Annotated in this window: 15 protein-coding genes and 2 tRNA genes; 12 read left to right on the top strand and 5 right to left on the bottom strand. The window is 71.7% G+C overall.

Annotation, left to right across the window (positions count from 1 at the left end; genetic code table 11):
* Positions 1-81: 81 nt before the first annotated feature.
* Positions 82-723: a superoxide dismutase gene (locus tag ACSNOC_RS09235; protein ID WP_436746809.1), complete on the bottom strand. Its 642-nt coding sequence runs from the start codon at positions 721-723 to the stop codon at positions 82-84.
* Between the two features lie 179 nt (positions 724-902).
* Here ACSNOC_RS09235 and ACSNOC_RS09230 point away from each other — a divergent pair, with 179 nt between their 5' ends.
* The 3 genes from ACSNOC_RS09230 to ACSNOC_RS09220 are packed head-to-tail and all read left to right on the top strand — an operon-like array spanning position 903 to position 2,808.
* On the top strand, positions 903-1,484 hold the full coding sequence (locus ACSNOC_RS09230) for a biotin transporter BioY (protein WP_436746808.1): 582 nt from the start codon (positions 903-905) through the stop codon (positions 1,482-1,484).
* Positions 1,485-1,522: 38 nt separating this feature from the next.
* Positions 1,523-1,999 (top strand): ribose-5-phosphate isomerase, encoded by a 477-nt coding sequence (locus tag ACSNOC_RS09225; RefSeq protein WP_436746807.1) that lies wholly within the window; start codon positions 1,523-1,525, stop codon positions 1,997-1,999.
* Entirely contained in the window at positions 1,999-2,808 is an 810-nt protein-coding gene (locus ACSNOC_RS09220) for an Fpg/Nei family DNA glycosylase (RefSeq protein ID WP_436746806.1), read from the top strand. Before ACSNOC_RS09225 ends, ACSNOC_RS09220 begins: the two co-directional genes overlap by 1 nt.
* 91 nt (positions 2,809-2,899) lie before the next feature.
* Here ACSNOC_RS09220 and ACSNOC_RS09215 read toward each other — a convergent pair whose 3' ends face one another.
* The gene (locus tag ACSNOC_RS09215; protein ID WP_436746805.1) at positions 2,900-4,132 is read right to left on the bottom strand and encodes a GNAT family N-acetyltransferase; all 1,233 of its coding nucleotides are present in this window, start codon (positions 4,130-4,132) and stop codon (positions 2,900-2,902) included.
* Between the two features lie 127 nt (positions 4,133-4,259).
* Between ACSNOC_RS09215 and ACSNOC_RS09210 the strand changes: the two genes are divergently transcribed.
* Together ACSNOC_RS09210 and ACSNOC_RS09205 are read left to right on the top strand one after the other, a co-directional pair.
* Positions 4,260-5,414: a PP2C family protein-serine/threonine phosphatase gene (locus ACSNOC_RS09210; protein WP_436746804.1), complete on the top strand. Its 1,155-nt coding sequence runs from the start codon at positions 4,260-4,262 to the stop codon at positions 5,412-5,414.
* Between the two features lie 165 nt (positions 5,415-5,579).
* Positions 5,580-6,299, top strand: a complete 720-nt coding sequence (locus ACSNOC_RS09205; protein ID WP_436746803.1) for a M23 family metallopeptidase — start codon at positions 5,580-5,582, stop codon at positions 6,297-6,299.
* On the opposite strand, the gene ACSNOC_RS09200 is transcribed toward ACSNOC_RS09205, so the two are convergent.
* Positions 6,296-7,447: an acyltransferase family protein gene (locus ACSNOC_RS09200; RefSeq protein WP_436746802.1), complete on the bottom strand. Its 1,152-nt coding sequence runs from the start codon at positions 7,445-7,447 to the stop codon at positions 6,296-6,298. The two genes, ACSNOC_RS09205 and ACSNOC_RS09200, sit on opposite strands and share 4 nt — an antisense overlap.
* Before the next feature lie 427 nt (positions 7,448-7,874).
* Here ACSNOC_RS09200 and ACSNOC_RS09195 point away from each other — a divergent pair, with 427 nt between their 5' ends.
* Positions 7,875-8,093 carry a hypothetical protein gene (locus ACSNOC_RS09195; protein WP_436746801.1) on the top strand — a complete coding sequence of 73 codons (219 nt, stop codon included), beginning with the start codon at positions 7,875-7,877 and terminating at the stop codon, positions 8,091-8,093.
* Between the two features lie 68 nt (positions 8,094-8,161).
* Here the strand turns inward: ACSNOC_RS09195 and ACSNOC_RS09190 are convergent.
* Positions 8,162-8,232, bottom strand: a tRNA-Gly gene (locus ACSNOC_RS09190).
* A gap of 125 nt (positions 8,233-8,357) precedes the next feature.
* Between ACSNOC_RS09190 and ACSNOC_RS09185 the strand changes: the two genes are divergently transcribed.
* The 5 genes from ACSNOC_RS09185 to clpX all read left to right on the top strand — a co-directional run bounded on the left by ACSNOC_RS09185 (position 8,358) and on the right by clpX (position 12,995).
* Positions 8,358-8,434 (top strand) — tRNA-Pro (locus tag ACSNOC_RS09185).
* 109 nt (positions 8,435-8,543) lie between these two features.
* Positions 8,544-9,944 (top strand): trigger factor, encoded by a 1,401-nt coding sequence (tig, locus tag ACSNOC_RS09180; RefSeq protein WP_436746800.1) that lies wholly within the window; start codon positions 8,544-8,546, stop codon positions 9,942-9,944.
* Between the two features lie 215 nt (positions 9,945-10,159).
* On the top strand, positions 10,160-10,774 hold the full coding sequence (locus ACSNOC_RS09175; protein WP_436746799.1) for an ATP-dependent Clp protease proteolytic subunit: 615 nt from the start codon (positions 10,160-10,162) through the stop codon (positions 10,772-10,774).
* Between the two features lie 67 nt (positions 10,775-10,841).
* Positions 10,842-11,492 (top strand): ATP-dependent Clp protease proteolytic subunit, encoded by a 651-nt coding sequence (locus tag ACSNOC_RS09170; RefSeq protein ID WP_436746798.1) that lies wholly within the window; start codon positions 10,842-10,844, stop codon positions 11,490-11,492.
* A gap of 201 nt (positions 11,493-11,693) precedes the next feature.
* On the top strand, positions 11,694-12,995 hold the full coding sequence (gene clpX, locus ACSNOC_RS09165) for an ATP-dependent Clp protease ATP-binding subunit ClpX (RefSeq protein ID WP_436746797.1): 1,302 nt from the start codon (positions 11,694-11,696) through the stop codon (positions 12,993-12,995).
* A gap of 79 nt (positions 12,996-13,074) precedes the next feature.
* Here clpX and ACSNOC_RS09160 read toward each other — a convergent pair whose 3' ends face one another.
* Positions 13,075-14,151 carry a hypothetical protein gene (locus ACSNOC_RS09160; protein ID WP_436746796.1) on the bottom strand — a complete coding sequence of 359 codons (1,077 nt, stop codon included), beginning with the start codon at positions 14,149-14,151 and terminating at the stop codon, positions 13,075-13,077.
* Between the two features lie 123 nt (positions 14,152-14,274).
* Between ACSNOC_RS09160 and ACSNOC_RS09155 the strand changes: the two genes are divergently transcribed.
* The gene (locus ACSNOC_RS09155; protein ID WP_436746795.1) at positions 14,275-16,905 is read left to right on the top strand and encodes a valine--tRNA ligase; all 2,631 of its coding nucleotides are present in this window, start codon (positions 14,275-14,277) and stop codon (positions 16,903-16,905) included.
* Positions 16,906-17,087 lie beyond the last annotated feature (182 nt).

Genomic DNA, 17,087 nt, shown 5'->3' with positions numbered 1-17,087 from the left:
GATGCCTCCGCGCGGGGGCCGTCCCCTTGTCCCGTCCGCCTGCCCGAGAGGTGAGAAGACGATCCAGGCGGCCGGGAGCCCCTACGGGACGAGCAGCAGCGAGCTGGCCCGTTCCCTGGCCGCCGCGTAACGGGCGGCCACGTCCTGCCAGTTCACCACGCGCCACATGGCCTCGACGAAGTCGACCTTCTGGTTGCGGTACTGGAGGTAGAACGCGTGCTCCCAGGCGTCGAACACCAGCAGCGGCACCGAGCCCTGGCCCACGTTCCCCTGGTGGTCGTAGACCTGCTCGACCACCAGCCGCCCGGAGAGCGGCTCGTAGGCCAGCACGCCCCAGCCCGAGCCCTGGGTGGTGGCGGCGGCCTTGGAGAGCTGCGCCCTGAAGCGGGCGAAGGAGCCGAACGACTCGGCGATGGCGTCGGCCAGCTCGCCCGTGCCGTCCCGCTCCAGCGGCTCACCGCCGCCGTCGCCGGTCATGTTGCGCCAGTAGATGGAGTGAAGGATGTGACCGGAGAGGTGGAACGCGAGGTTCTTCTCCAGCCCGTTGATCGCCCCCCACTGGTCCTTCTCCCGCGCCTCCTCCAGCTGCTCCAGCGTGTCGTTCGCGCCCTTGACGTACGCGGCGTGGTGCTTGTCGTGGTGCAGCTCGACGATCTCCCCGCTGATGACCGGCTCCAGCGCCGCGTAGTCGTAGGGGAGGTCGGGGAGGGTGTACGTGGCCATGCCGTTGCCCATCTCCACTAATTGCGAGTCAGTTGCAGTAACAACCTAGCAGCAGCAATGCGGAGCCGCCCCGGCGGGTGTCACGGAGATCACGCCGGGGCGCCGTACGCGGTCGGTTAGCGTCGGAAGGCCGAAGGAGGTCAAGGAGGTCTCCGTCCCCCGAACCGTGGAGTCGCCCCATGAGCACAGCCGTCCTCGCCGACCTGCTCCCCGCCGCCACCGCCCCCCGGGCGCGGATCAGGGACGCCGCGCTGATCGCCGGGGGCGCGGTGCTGACCGGTGCCGCCGCCCAGATCGCCGTCCCGGTGCCGGGTTCACCCGTCCCGGTCACCGGCCAGACGTTCGCCGCGCTCCTCATCGGCGCCTCCTTCGGCGCCCACCGCGCGCTGCTCTCCCTCCTCCTCTACGCCCTCGCCGGCATGGCCGGGACCCCCTGGTTCGCGGAGGGCACCTCGGGCTACGGCATGCCCACCTTCGGCTACGTCATCGGCATGACCCTGGCCGCCGGCCTCGTCGGCGCCCTCGCCGCCCGCGGCGGCGACCGCACCGTGCCCAGGACCGTGGCAACCATGTCCCTCGGCACCGCCGTCATCTACGCGGTCGGCGTGCCGTACCTCGCCGTCGCCGCCGACATGTCCCTGGCCGAGGCCGCCGGCAAGGGACTCGTGCCGTTCCTCCTGGGCGACGCGCTCAAGGCCGCCCTCGCCATGGGCGCCCTGCCCGCCGCCTGGAAGCTCGTCGGCCGCGGGGACCGGGACTGATGACGGACGGCGACGCCCCTCGTGTCAGACTCCTCCCCATGCGCGTCTATCTGGGTTCCGACCATGCCGGCTTCGACCTCAAGAGCCACCTGATCGACTGGCTCACGAGCCAGGGCCACGAGCCGGTGGACTGCGGCCCGCACCACTACGACGGCGCCGACGACTACCCGCCGTTCTGCCTCCGCGCCGCCGAGCGCACCGCCGCCGACCCCGACGCCCTCGGCATCGTCATCGGCGGCTCGGGCAACGGCGAGGCCATCGCCGCCAACAAGGTGCGCGGCGTGCGCTGCGCCCTCGCCTGGAGCGAGGAGACCGCCCGCCTCGGCCGCGAGCACAACGACGCCAACGTCCTCGGCGTCGGCGCCCGCATGCACACCGCCGAGGAGGCCACCGCCTTCGTCGCCGCCTTCCTCGCCACCCCCTACTCCGGCGAGGAGCGCCACAGCCGCCGCATCGGCATGCTCACCGCGTACGAGACGGACGGCACGCTGCCGCCCCTGCCCGGGCAGGACTGATGCCGGAGGGCCACACCATCCACCGGCTGGCCGCCGACTACGCCGAACGTCTCGGCGGCCGGCCGGTGCGGGCGGACAGCCCGCAGGGCAAGTTCGCCGACGGCGCCGCGCTGATCGACGGCCAGGTCCTCACCGGCACCGAGGCGCACGGCAAGCACCTCTTCCTCCGCTTCACCGGCGACGTGTGCGTCCACATCCACCTCGGCCTGTACGGCACAGTGGCCCTCGGGACCGGCCCGGCGCCCGCCGTCGCCGGCCAGATCCGGCTGCGCCTGGCCGGCGACGGCGGCTGGGCCGAGCTGCGCGGCCCCCACACCTGCGCCCTGATCACCCCCGGCGAGAAGGCCGCCCTCACCGGCCGCCTCGGCCCCGACCCCCTGCGCGCCGACGCCGACCCCGAGCGGGCCTGGCGCCGGATCTCCGCCTCCGCCACCACCGTCGCCGTCCTCCTGCTGGACCAGGCCGTCGTCGCCGGTGTCGGCAACGTCTACCGCGCCGAGGCCCTCTTCCGGCAGGGCATCGACCCCTACCGGCCCGGACGCGGCCTCACCCGCCCCGAGTTCGACGCCCTCTGGGCCGACCTCGTCGCCCTGATGCGCGAGGGCGTGCGCGCCGGCCGCATCGACACCGTCCGGCCCGAGCACACACCCGAGGCCATGAACCGCCCGCCCAGGGTCGACGACCACGGCGGCGAGGTGTACGTCTACCGCCGCGCCGGCGCCCCCTGCCATGTCTGCGGCGGCGAGGTCCGCACCGCGATCCTCGCGGCGCGGAATCTTTTCTGGTGCCCGGAGTGTCAGCCTCGCTGACTATTCCCGGCACTCGGGGCCGCCCCGTATCCTCGGGCATCACAACGTCAGGGGGTGGGCGGTGAATTCGGGACCCGAACCGGCGCGGCGGTCAGAACCCGTGCGGCAGCCAGGGGGCGAACGGCGAGGAGAACGCCGTCGCCGTGGCGGCCAGCGCCCCCGGGCGCAGCTCACCGGCCAGCCCCGCCGCGGCCGGACCGGAGAGCGAGGGGCCGCCCAGATACGCCGCGCTCAGCGCCCGCACGTCGACGGCCAGCTCGGCCGCGTCCCCGGTACGCTCGCACACGGCCCCCTGCGGGCCGCCGCTCAGCCGCCAACGCCCCTCGTTCCAGGGGCAGAAGTCGTCGGCGACGTCCAGCACCACGTCCACGTCGGTGGCATACGTCCGCGCGGCCAGCGCCGCCCCGACGTCCACCGGCCGCAGGAACAGCCGGTCGCCCAGCCGCGGCCGGCAGCGCCTGACGTCCGAGACCAGGTACAGCAGCGCGTCGTCCTCCGGCCGGTGCCGCAGCGACACGGTCGTCATCAGGTCGGTGCCCACGAAGAACCGCAGCAGCGCGGCGTACGCCGCCGGTTCCACCACGTCCAGGTCCCGCACCAGCACCGTCCCGTCCGGCAGGCCGCCCTCGGCCCAGTCCGGCTTCAGCGCGTACCGGGCGTAGCCCACCAGCTCCCCGTCCCGCTCCGCCAGCACGGCCCGCAGCTCCGAGGCGCCCTCGCGCTCCTGCGGCGGGTCGAGCAGCGGCACCTTCTCCCAGCCGGGCCGCCGTTCGAGCATCCCGGGACGGCCCCGCACCAGCCGCGCGTACAGCGCCTCGCACCGGTCCAGCACCGCCGTCGGCTCCGCGTCCCGCAGCCGGATCCCGTCCGTCCCCGGCGGCACCCGGACGGTGACCCGCGCGGTGTCGATGTCCACCGACAGGCCCCGGGTCGCGAGGCCGTACCCGAAGCGGCCGTAGATCCCCGCCTCCGACGCGGTCAGCGCCGCCAGCGGCTCCCCGGCCTCCCGGGCGTCGGCCAGCGTCCGGGACATGAGCCGGCGCAGGATGCCCTGCCGCCGGTGTGTGGCGGCCACCCCCACCATGGTCACCCCCGCCGTCGGCACCACGGCCCCGCCCGGCACGGACAGGCCCAGCGAGAAGGCGCTGATGGCGCCCACCAGCCGGTCGTCGTCCCAGAGCGCCAGCGACCGGTCGAACTCGGTCAGCTCCCGCCACAGCGCGCGCTCCTCCGGCGCTTCCCACAGCCCGCCGAACGCCCACTCCAGCGCCCGGTACCAGGTCTCCCACGCGGACGCGTCCAGGCGGCGCAACTCCATCGTCATGGCCCCATGCTCACCAACGCTCCCCGCGCGGAGCGACAGATTTTCCGCCCCGGCGCCGGTCCGCACGGATATCCGGGAGTGGCAAGGGTTCGACGCACCGCCGAACGGGTGGGTAGGGTCCGAGGTCATGGCGCGCGGCAGTGAGACGGCACCCCGGAGGGCCCGCAGACCCGGGGCCCAGCGGAGGCTGCACCGCGTCCGCGTGGGACTGCGGCGCTCCGCGGTCGACTACTTCCGGGGCGACGCCTCCGACTGGCTCGCCTTCGCGGCGCTGCTGCTGACCGTTCCGCTGCTCGGCGGCGCCACCGTCGTCTGGCCCGACTGGTGCTCGCCCGAGGCGCTGGTGCTGCCCCTGGTCGCGGGCGGGCTGCTGCTGCGCCCGGCCAGCCTGCTCGGGCTGTACGCGGTCGCCGCCACCGCGCTGGTGCTGGAGACGGTGCTCATCGACGCCCGCCGCTCGATGCCCGACCCGGTCACCCCGGGCAGCATCCTGGTGGTGGCCGCCGTGGCGCTGATCGGCCTGCTCATCGCCCAGTTCCGCAGCCGCGTCGGCGTGCCCTGGCGGCGCGGCGGCACCATGCTGTTCGACCTGCGGGAGCGCATCCGCGCCCAGAGCGCGCTGCCGCGCCTGCCCAAGGGCTGGCACCGGGAGATGTCGCTGCGCCCGGCCGGCGGCCAGTCGTTCTCCGGCGACTTCGTGGTCGCCGCCCGCACCGGGCCGGAGGCGCGCACCCTGGAGGTCGTCCTTACCGACGTCTCCGGCAAGGGCATGGACGCCGCGTCCCGTTCCCTGCTGCTCTCCGGCGCCTTCGGCGGCCTGCTCGGCTCCCTGCCGCCGCACTCGTTCCTGCCCGCGGCCAACGGCTACCTGCTGCGCCAGAGCTGGGACGAGGGCTTCGCCACCTCCATCCACCTGGTGCTCGACCTCGACACCGGCGACTACGAGCTGCTCTCCGCGGGCCACCTGCCCGGCGTCCAGCTCAACGCCGGCACCGGCCGCTGGCACCAGGTGGAGGCCGAGGGCCCGCTGCTGGGCGTCTACGACGGCGCCGAGTTCCACCCGGCGAAGGGCACCCTGCGCCGCGGCGACGTGCTGATGCTGTTCACCGACGGCCTCGTGGAGCGCTCCGACCGGGACCTGTCCGAGGGCATCGACCGCCTCACCGGCGAGGCGGACCGCTATGTCACCACCGGATTCCGGGGCGCCGCCTGGCACCTCATCGAGTCTGTCGCCAAGGACGTCAACGACGACCGGGCCCTGCTCCTGATCAGCCGGGAGTGATCACCCAGCGGAGCGGATCACTCGCGGTGCGTCCCCTCCGCCCGACAGGCCGCGCTGACCTGGGGTGACGGGCATCCGGCGGGCGCGCGCCCTGTCCGCCGATCGGCGGGCCCGGCGCCCCTGGGCGGGATGCGGCGGCCCCCGGCCTGTCTTTGGCTCGGTGTCATGAGCGAACGCAGGATCACCGCACCCCCGCCACGCCCCGTGACGCGGCGTCAGCGACGACCGCGCGCCACCCCCGCCCGGCTGGCCCGCCGCGCCGTCGGCAGCACCCTCCTGGGAGCCCTGGTGATAACGGGACCGTGGACCGGGGAGGCCGCCGGTCAGGACCTGCCCCCGGCCGAGCGCTCCGAGCCCCCCGCGGCGAGCGTGCCGGAGCCGCGCGAGACGTCCCGGCCGTACGAGGCGCCGTTCGGCCCGTACCCGGCCCCGCGCCGCGAGGAGCCGGAGCCCCCGGCGGTCCGCGCCGCCGACTCCTGGGTCGCCCCGGTGAGCGGCCACCCGATCTCCGAGCCCTACGGGACGCCCGGCTCCTGGGCGGCCGGTCACCACACGGGCGTCGACTTCGCCACCCCGACCGGCACCAAGGTCAGCTCGGTCGGCCCCGGCACGGTGGTGCTGGCCGACAACGACGACGACTACGGCGAGGTCGTCGTCGTGAAGATGACGGACGACCACTACACGCTGTACGCCCACCTGTCCGAGATCGCGGTCCGCGAGGGCCAGCAGGTGAAGGCCGGGACCAAGATCGGCGAGACCGGCAACACCGGCAACAGCACCGGCCCCCACCTGCACTTCGAGGTCAGGGAGGAGCGCGCCTACGGCACCGACGTCGATCCCATCGCCTACCTCGCGGAGCACGGTGTGAAGATCGACGGGTCCTAACGCGCCCGGGACCATCCGGACGGGGCCGGGTGGTGGTCGGCCCGCGCGGTCTCCTTGGTCTCCTTGGTGAACGCCCAGTCCATCGAGGGCTCGACCAGGAAGCGGAACATCCGGCGCACCGGAGCCGTGCACAGCGCGGTGATGACCGCGGCGCCGATGACCGTGACCACCACCCGGCCGGCGGGCGAGTTGACCCAGTCCGCCGCGTACCAGTCCCACCACCGCGAGCCCTTGGCGATGAAGCCGTGCAGCAGATAGCCGTAGATCGTGCCCGCGCCCAGGGCCGTGTACCAGGTGCGGCGCGCCGGGACCCAGGCCAGGAAACAGACCGTCAGCGCCAGCCCGCACGCGGTCAGCGCGAACGTCATCACCACCCCGGCCCACCACGGCGCGCCCATCTCCTGGGCGCTGTGCGTCCGGTAGAACCAGCTGTGGTCCACGCGCGGCACCACGGCGTAGGCGGTGACCAGCGCCGCCGCCACCACCGGCACCGCGGCGGCCCGCACCCCGGGCCGCCGCACCCGTTCGAAGTGCTCGGGCCGCAGCAGCAGTCCGAGCACGAAGAACGGCAGGAACTGCAGCACGCGCTGGATGTTGAGGTCGTCGCCGAGGTGGGGGGAGATCGCGGCGACGGCGGCCACGGCCAGCGCCACCGGGACCGGCCGGCGGACGACCCGCCAGACCGGCGCGGTGAAGCGCCAGACGAACAGCGCGATGAGGAACCAGGTGACGTAGTACGGATCGAGGATGCTGAACGGGTAGTCCGGGTCGTCGTCGCCCCACCGCTTGAAGAGGATGTAGGCGATCTCGAAGACGAGGTACGGCACCCCGATGCCGCTGATCAGCCGCTTGAGCTGGTCCGGCCGGCCGGTGAAGCCGCGGGAGAAGTACCCGGCGATCAGGATGAACGCCGGCATGTGGAACGTGTAGACGAACAGGTACAGCGCCGAGGCCGTGCGGGAGTCGTCCCGCAGCGGCGTCCAGGCGTGGCCCACGGCGACCAGGACGATCGCCAGGTACTTCGCATTGTCGAAGTAGGGGTCGCGTGACGTGACCCCCGACGGGGCGTCCGTGACTGCCGGTGTGGGGTCAGCCACCGTCGCCCGGGCCACGGGCAGGGGGGCTCCTTGATTACGGACGTGCAACATTGACCGCACGATAGTCCGTGCGCCGCGCCAGGGGAATTCTCGCTCCGGTATGCCGCGACATCACCGGGAATTCCGCACCCGGTCCGGCCGGTGAGCCCGAAATGGCGGGATTGATGCGTATCAAACCGGGCGAATCACCGCATGCCCCGGCTTCGGGGAGCGCGCCGCCGTTCTCCCGGAAAGGAAATCGAAGAACGCCTCCGTGCCGGGCGGAATTCCCCGGCCGGGTGGCCGCGGCGGCTAACGAACCGGTAACGTGCCGCCTCGGTACGCAGGGTGTCCCCGCGGGCCCGGTCGGCAGCAGACGGCACGTCAGCGCTCTCCACGCCGCCTCCGGTTGATGGCACGATGGTGTCTGCGGGGGTGCGGCGGCCGTGGTCAAGCCCCTGATGGAGCAGAGGCGAACCTTCCGAAGGTGTGATCAGTTGTGGTTATCTCGTTCTCTCTGGCCCTGTTGTTCGGCGTGATCATGTTCTTCTTGATCCGCGGCGGGGCAATCAAGTGGGGGCCGGCCATCGTGGCGATCCTCTTCGGCTTCTCCCTCGCTTCCACGGGGGCCGCCGAGCCGATACAGGACTTCCTGCAGTCGGTGACGGACGGCGTCAACGAGGTCGACGACTCGATCAACAGCTCGAACGGCGAGTGATCTCGAAAGCCCCCCACAGCGAAGGCCCGGCACCCGTGAAAGGGAGCCGGGCCGGGGCCGCGCTGCGGAGCGGGCGACGGGAATCGAACCCGCGTAGCTGGTTTGGAAGACCAGGGCTCTACCATTGAGCTACGCCCGCGTCGGCCGGGCGATCGTCGTCGGCCGGCATGCACCGCATCGTACCAGCGCCCCAACAGGGCCCGGGATCCCGGCAGACCGCACGCGCGCGGACCTGTACGCTACGTGTCGCGTCAAGAGCCTCCGCGGGGTGTGGCGCAGCTTGGTAGCGCGTCCGCTTTGGGAGCGGAAGGCCGTCGGTTCGAATCCGGCCACCCCGACCACGTACTATGAGTAGCCTGCGTGCCTGTGGTGTGTCCGTGTCCGGCGCGGACCGGGAAGCCCAGGAGTACAGCGCCACCCCTCTCGATGTCAGCCCCAAGGAGACCGACCGTGAAGAGCGCCGTGGAGACCCTGAACCCCACCCGGGTTCGGCTCACTGTCGAGGTGCCCTTCGAGGAGCTCAAGCCCAGCCTCGACGCGGCGTACCGGAAGATCAACCAGCAGGTCCAGGTGCCCGGCTTCCGGAAGGGCAAGATCCCGGCCCGCATCATCGACCAGCGGTTCGGCCGCGGCGCGGTGCTGGAGGAGGCGGTGAACGACGCGCTGCCGAAGTTCTACAACGAGGCCCTCTCCGAGGGTGAGATCAGCCCGCTGGGCCAGCCCGAGGTCGACATCACCGAGCTCAAGGACAACGAGCTGCTGACGTTCACGGCCGAGGTGGACATCCGCCCCGAGATCGAGATCCCGGACTACTCGGGCATCTCGGTCACCGTCGACGCCGTCGAGGTCACCGACGAGGACGTGGACAGCACCATCGAGCGGCTGCGCGAGCGCTTCGCGTCCACCACCGTCGTCGAGCGCGCCGCCGCCGAGGGCGACGTGGTGAAGATCGACCTGGAGGCGCGGGTCGACGGCGAGGTGCTGGAGGACGGCGTCGCCAAGGGCGTCAACTACACGATCGGCTCGGGCCAGATGCTCGACGGCCTCGACGAGGCCGTCACCGGCCTGGAGGCCGGCGGCACCGCCACCTTCACCAGCGAGCTGAAGGGCGGCTCCGCGGCCGGCCGCGAGGCCGAGATCTCGGTCACCGTCGAGAGCGTTTCCTCCCGCGAACTCCCGGCCCTGGACGACGACTTCGCCCAGCTCGCCAGCCAGTTCGACACGCTGGAGGAGCTCCGTGAGGACAGCCGCCGCCGGCTGACCGACGAGAAGCGGTACCAGCAGGCCACCGAGGCCCAGGAGAAGGTCCTGGAGGCCCTGCTGGAGCTGGTCGAGGTCCCGATGCCGCAGAAGCTCCTCGCGGACGAGATCCAGACCCGCAAGCACAACCTGGAGCACCACCAGCTCTCCCAGCTCGGCATGGACCTCGACGCCTACCTGGCGCTGCAGGAGAAGACCGCCGAGGAGTTCGACGCCGAGCTGAAGGAGCAGGCCGAGAAGGGCATCCGCACCCAGTTCGTGCTGGACGAGATCGCCAAGCGGGAGAACCTCAACGTCAGCCAGGCCGAGCTGACCGAGCACCTCATGCGGCGCGCCCAGTCCTCCGGCATGAGCCCCGACCAGTTCGCCAAGGCCGTCGTCGAGGGCGGTCAGGTGCCGATGCTGGTCGGCGAGGTCAGCCGGGGCAAGGCGCTCGCCACCGTCGTGGACGCGGCCACCGTCACCGACAGCAACGGCGAGCCGGTCCGCCTGGACGACGAGGACGAGGACGAGACCGCCGCCGAGGCCGCCGCCGAGGTGGCCGCGACCACGGACGAGCCGGCGGAGACCGGCGAGAAGACCGAGGACTGATCCAGCGGCACGGGGCCGGACGCGGGACTGCGCGTCCGGCCCCGCGCCGTTGGCCGGCGCGCCCGCGGGCACCGGCGACCCTGCGCTGACAGCGAACAGTTCCCAGGTCGGGCAGGGTCCGTCAGGCCAGCGCGTTAGGGTCCCTAGAGACAACGCAGATGTCGAGCGACGGCCGGGCGAAAGCGGGGCCGTTATGAGAATGAGCAGGTGGATACGTGACGCTCTTGATGCCTTCCGCCGCAGCGGAGCCGATCGGCGGCAGCCTCGGCGATCAGGTCTACAACCGGCTGCTCGGCGAGCGGATCATCTTCCTGGGCCAGCCGGTCGACGATGACATCGCCAACCGGATCACCGCGCAGCTCCTGCTGCTGGCGGCCGATCCGGACAAGGACATCTTCCTCTACATCAACAGCCCCGGCGGCTCGATCACGGCCGGCATGGCGATCTACGACACCATGCAGTACATCAAGAACGACGTGGTCACCATCGCCATGGGCCTCGCCGCGTCGATGGGCCAGTTCCTGCTGACCGCCGGCGCCCCCGGCAAGCGGTACGCGCTGCCGAACGCCGAGGTGCTGATCCACCAGCCCTCCGCGGGACTGGCCGGTTCCGCCTCGGACATCAAGATCCACGCCGAGCAGCTCCTGCGCACCAAGCAGAAGATGGCCAGGCTCTCGGCGCAGCACTCGGGCGTCAGCATCGAGCAGTGGGAGCGCGACGCCGACCGGGACCGCTGGTTCTCCGCCGAGGAGGCCCGCGACTACGGCCTGCTGGACGAGGTCATCACCAGCGCCGCGGACATCGCGGGCGGCGGCGGCACGGGCGCCTGAGCGCCGCGACCGACCGACCCGCCCCGCAGCCCCGTCCGCGCCCAGACCCAAGGCGGTACACCACCCCATGAACAAGTTCCCCGGCTCCGGCCTCTACGAGCGACTCCCGGCCGAGTCCCGCTACGTCGTCCCGCGCTTCATCGAGCGCACCTCGCAGGGCGTGCGCGAGTACGACCCGTACGCCAAGCTCTTCGAGGAACGGGTGATCTTCCTCGGCGTGCAGATCGACGACGCGTCCGCGAACGACGTGATGGCGCAGCTCCTGTGCCTGGAGTCGATGGACCCGGACCGCGACATCCAGATCTACATCAACAGCCCCGGCGGCTCCTTCACGGCGCTGACCGCGATCTACGACACGATGGAGTTCGTCAAGCCGGACATCCAGACGGTCTGCATGGGCCAGGCGGCCTCCGCCGCGGCCGTGCTGCTCGCGGCCGGCACCCGGGGCAAGCGCATGGCCCTGCCGAACGCGCGTATCCTGATTCACCAGCCCTACACCGAGACCGGACGCGGTCAGGTCTCCGACCTGGAGATCGCGGCGCGCGAGGTCCAGCGCATGCGGAATCAGCTGGAGGAGATGCTCGCGAAGCACTCCACCAAGCCGATCGAGCAGATCAGCGACGACATCGAGCGGGACAAGATCCTCACCGCCGAGGAAGCCGTGGAATACGGACTGATCGACCAGATCATCACCACGCGCTCCACGACGGCGGTCTGACCGCTCGGCGCAGCGGTTCCCGGCACCACCCGACACGACAACGCAAGTCAACGACTGGCCACCCCTCTCGACGGGAAGGCCCCGCCGAGGGGGATTCCCGTCGAGGGGGACCATTCCGCCGGGGCGACAGGGTACCGTCGTGTTCAGAAAGGACGAGTGCACCGTCTCCCCGGCGGTGCGCAGGCGAAGGGGAAGCACCTCGTGGCACGCATCGGTGACGGCGGCGATCTGCTCAAGTGCTCGTTCTGCGGCAAGAGTCAGAAACAGGTGAAGAAGCTCATCGCGGGTCCGGGGGTCTACATCTGCGATGAATGCATCGATCTCTGCAACGAGATCATCGAGGAGGAGCTCGCCGAGTCACCCGACTCGGAGCTGAGCGAGCTCCCCAAGCCGCGCGAGATCTACGACTTCCTGGAAAGCTATGTGGTCGGCCAGGAGGACGCCAAGAAGGCCCTTTCGGTGGCCGTCTACAACCACTACAAGCGGGTGCGGGCGAGCGAGGCCGACGCCGGTTCGCGGGACGAGGAGATCGAGCTCGCCAAGTCGAACATCCTGCTGCTCGGCCCCACCGGCTCCGGCAAGACGCTGCTGGCCCAGACGCTGGCCCGGATGCTCAACGTCCCCTTCGCCATCACCGACGCCACCGCGCTCACCGAGGCGGGCTATGTGGGCGAGGACGTGGAGAACATCCTGCTCAAGCTCATCCAGGCCGCGGACTACGACATCAAGAAGGCCGAGCAGGGCATCATCTACATCGACGAGATCGACAAGGTCGCCCGCAAGAGCGAGAACCCGTCGATCACCCGCGATGTGTCCGGCGAGGGCGTCCAGCAGGCGCTGCTGAAGATCCTGGAGGGCACCACGGCCGCGGTGCCGCCGCAGGGCGGGCGCAAGCACCCGCACCAGGAGTTCCTCCAGATCGACACCTCCAACGTCCTGTTCATCGTGGGCGGCGCCTTCGCGGGGCTGGACGACATCATCCGGGCCCGCTCCGGCGCCCGCGGCATCGGCTTCGGCGCCGACATCCGCTCCAAGCGCGACCGCGACTCGGCGCAGCTCCTGACGGACGCCCTCCCCGAGGACCTGGTCAAGTACGGCATGATCCCGGAGTTCATCGGCCGGCTGCCGGTGATCACCTCCGTGCACAACCTGGACCGCGAGGCGCTGCTGCGGATCCTGGTCGAGCCGCGCAACGCGCTGGTCAAGCAGTACCAGCGGCTGTTCGAGATCGACGGCGTGGAGCTGGAGTTCGACCTCCCGGCGCTGGAGGCCATCGCCGACCAGGCGATCCTGCGCGGCACGGGCGCCCGCGGCCTGCGGGCGATCATGGAGGAGGTCCTGATGTCGGTGATGTACGAGGTGCCGTCCCGCCAGGACGTGGGCCGGGTGCTGATCACCGAGGACGTCGTCCGCTCCAACGTGAACCCGACGCTGGTCCCGCGCTCCCGGCTGACCAAGCAGCGCGGCGGCGGCAGCACGGCGCCGCACGAGAAGACGGCCTGACCCGTCGCGGCCCGACGAGAGGGGGCCCGGACCGAGTCACTCGGTCCGGGCCCCCTCCGCGTCACGGGGATGTGCGGGCTCACTGGGACGACGGCGGGGGGACCTCGATCTCGCCCATGTCGCCCGTGCCGCCGCTCTCACCGCCGCCGCTCTCGCCGCTGTCCTCGGCGGGCGCCTCGCCCTCCTCGACCAGGGCGTCCGCGCGCAGCCGGACGGTCCACTCCGCGACCTGGTCCAGGCTCAGCGGCTGCGGCGCCTCGAACTCGGGCATCTCCGTGGAGTTGGGGTCGAAGTCCGCCGGGAAGTCGGGCATCGGCAGGGCCACCACGCCGCCGAGCGTGCTGTAGTCGGCCCAGGCGCACACCACGCCCTCCGCGATGTAGCCGAAGTCCGCGTCGGGCTCCGTGCCCCGGACGGCCTGGCACTTGACGATCGCGCCGTCATCGGTGAAGTCGGTGGGCTCACCGACGAGTTCCCCGTCGCCCTCCTCGGCCACCGACTGGGCGAGCATGCCGAAGAGGCCGTCGATGGCCGCCTCCGGGTCCCCGACCTCGCCCCACGCGCCACCCGCCTGGAGCACGATCGTGCCCGGCTCGGGGACCTCGGCCTCCGGGTCGGTGTTCATGTAGGCGGCGTTGTCCTGCTCCATGTCCCGGACACCGGCCGCCTCCAGCTCCTCCTCGTCGAAGAAGGTCTCCTCCTGCCCGGGCACCAGCGTGAACTCACCGGTGGTGTCCGGCATGGAGAGGCTGTAGCGCGGGTCGTCCGAGGACGGGCCGCTGCCCTCGTCGCCGCCGAGCAGGAAGAACGCGCCGGCGCCGACCACCGCGAGGCCCGCGACGACGGCGATCGCGACGACGACCGCGCGGTTGCCCTTCTTCCCGGGCGGGGGCGGAGGCATCTGCCCGTAGGGCGGCTGCTGACCGTACGGGCCCGGCGCCTGCGGCTGGCCGAAGGGAGCGGGCTGCTGGCCCGGCTGCTGCGGGTAGCCGTATCCGGGGGCGCCGGGGGCACCGCCCTGGCCGTACGGGGCCGGGCCGCCCGGCGGGGGCGGCGGCGGGCCCTGCGGCGGCGCGCCGTACGGGCCGGGCTGTCCGGGCGGCGGCGGCCCCTGCGGGGGCTGCTGCCCGTACGGTCCCGGCTGGTTGTAACTCATGTGCTTCCCCTCAAGACCTCTGCCTCAACACTTCCGCACATCCTGTCTGACAAGATGCCGCTCTGTACATCCGCCCCCGGAATCGGTTCAGGGGCATGACAGCGGCGCCTTTAGACTGACGCCGTGACCGAGAAGACCCAGCCGCCCGCGTACGGGCCCCACAGCGCCTCCGCCGACCTGCCGACGCAGTACACGCCGGCCGATGTAGAGGGGAAGCTGTACGAGCGCTGGGTAGAACGGGGTTACTTCACGGCGGACGCGAAAAGCGAAAAGGAACCGTACGCGATCGTCATCCCGCCGCCGAATGTGACCGGAAGTCTCCATCTCGGCCACGCATTCGAGCACACGCTCATCGACGCCCTCACCCGCCGCAAGCGCATGCAGGGATTCGAGACGCTGTGGCAGCCCGGCATGGACCACGCCGGAATCGCCACGCAGAACGTCGTGGAGCGCGAGCTGGCCAAGGAGGGCAAGTCCCGCCACGACCTCGGCCGGGAGGCGTTCGTCGAGCGCGTCTGGCAGTGGAAGGCGGAGTCCGGCGGCCAGATCTCCGGCCAGATGCGCCGCCTCGGGGACGGCGTCGACTGGGCCCGCGAGCGCTTCACCATGGACGACGGCCTGTCCCGGGCCGTCCAGACCATCTTCAAGCGGCTCTTCGACGACGGGCTGATCTACCGGGCCGAGCGCATCATCAACTGGTGTCCGCGCTGCCTGACCGCCATCTCCGACATCGAGGTCGAGTACCAGGAGGACGACGGCGAGCTGGTCTCCATCCGGTACGGCGAGGGCGAGGACACGCTCGTCGTCGCCACCACCCGGGCCGAGACGATGCTCGGCGACACCGCCGTCGCCGTTCACCCGGACGACGAGCGGTACGCGCACCTCGTCGGCCGTACCGTCAGGCTGCCGCTCACCGACCGCTCGATCCCCGTCGTCGCGGACGAGCACGTCGACCCCGCGTTCGGCACCGGCGCGGTCAAGGTCACCCCGGCCCACGACCCGAACGACTTCGAGATCGGCCGCCGCCACGGCCTGCCGCAGCTCACGATCATGGACGAGCACGCGATCATCACCGCGCACGGGCCGTTCCTGGGCCTGGACCGGCTGGAGGCCAGGTCCGCGGTGGTCGCCGCGCTGCGCGCCGAGGGCCGGATCGTCGACGAGAAGCGGCCCTACCGGCACTCGGTCGGGCACTGCTCGCGCTGCAAGACCACCATCGAGCCGCGGCTGTCCATGCAGTGGTGGGTCAGGGTCGCCCCGCTGGCCAAGGCGGCCGGCGACGCCGTCCGCGACGGGCGGGTGACCATCCACCCCAAGGAGATGTCCTCCCGGTACTTCGAGTGGGTCGACAACCTCCACGACTGGTGCATTTCGCGCCAGTTGTGGTGGGGTCACCGCATCCCCGTCTGGTACGGCCCGGCGGGCGAGACCGTGTGCGTCGGCCCGGACGAGGAGCCGCCGTCGGGGGCGGGCTGGCACCAGGAGACGGACGTCCTGGACACCTGGTTCTCCTCGGGCCTGTGGCCGTTCTCCACGCTCGGCTGGCCGGAACGGACCGACAGCCTGGCGAAGTTCTACCCGAACTCCGTCCTGGTCACCGGCTACGACATCCTGTTCTTCTGGGTCGCCCGGATGATGATGTTCGGCCTCTACGCGATGGACGGCGTCCCGCCGTTCCACACCATCGCCCTGCACGGCATGGTCCGCGACCAGTTCGGCAAGAAGATGTCCAAGTCCTTCGGGAACGCGGTCAATCCGCTCGACTGGATGGACACCTACGGCTCGGACGCCGTCCGCTTCACCCTGGCCAGGGGCGCCAACCCCGGTGTGGACGTGCCGATCGGTGAGGACTGGGTCCAGGCGTCGCGGAACTTCGCGAACAAGATCTGGAACGCCACGCGCTTCGCGCTGCTCAACGGCGCGACGGTCGAGGGCGACCTGCCGTCCCCGGAGGAGATGTCGGCCACGGACCGGTGGATCCTCTCCCGGCTGAACTCGGTCGTCGCCGAGGTCGACGCGTACTACGACGACTACCAGTTCGCCAAGCTGAGCGACGCGCTGTTCCACTTCGCGTGGGACGAGGTCTTCGACTGGTACGTCGAGCTGAGCAAGACGACGTTCGCGGCCGGGGGCCGCCCGGCGGAGGTCTCGCGGCGCGTCCTGGGCGAGGTCCTCGACGTCACCCTGCGGCTGCTGCACCCGGTCACGCCGTTCGTCACGGACGAGCTGTGGACGACGCTGACGTCCGGCGAGTCGGTCGTCGTCGCCGCGTGGCCCGAGGACTCCGGCTTCCGCGACCCGGCGGCCGAGCGGGAGATCGGCACGGTCCGGCAGGTGGTCACCGAGGTCCGCCGGTTCCGTGCCGACCAGGGCCTCCAGCCCGGCCAGCGCGTCCCGGCCGCCCTCGACCTGACCGGCGCCCCGGCCCTGGCCGCCCACGAGGAGGCGATCCGCTCCCTGCTCCGCCTCCAGCCGGCGGAGGAGGGCTTCACGGCCACGGCCACCCTCCCGGTCGCGGGCGCCACGGTGGCCCTGGACCTCTCCGGCGCGATCGACTTCGAGGCGGAGCGCAAGCGCCTGACGAAGGACCTGGCGGCGGCGGAGAAGGAGCTGGCGCAGACGACGGCGAAGCTCGGCAACGAGGCGTTCCTGGCCAAGGCCCCCGACCACGTGGTGGACAAGATCCGCGCCCGCCGCGCGACGGCGGAGGCGGACATCACCCGCATCCAGGCCCAACTCGCCAAGCTCCCCTGACCCACGGCCCGGCTCCCCGTCGGCCGCGTCCCGGCCCGCCCCTGTCGTCGCGGGCGGGTCGGGACGGTCATGGTCTGCCTGCCGTCCGGGGGCGCCCGCGGACGTTCCCAGAGTCTTTCCCCGTTTTCGGCGTCCAGCGCGTACAACTGACCGTCGAGGCTGCCCACGTACACGACGCCGTC

This window comes from Streptomyces sp. URMC 129, assembly GCF_051386415.1.
Lineage (GTDB): Bacteria > Actinomycetota > Actinomycetes > Streptomycetales > Streptomycetaceae > Streptomyces.
Note: the sequence above shows the minus strand (reverse complement) of the source record. Positions and strands in the feature narration are given on the sequence as shown.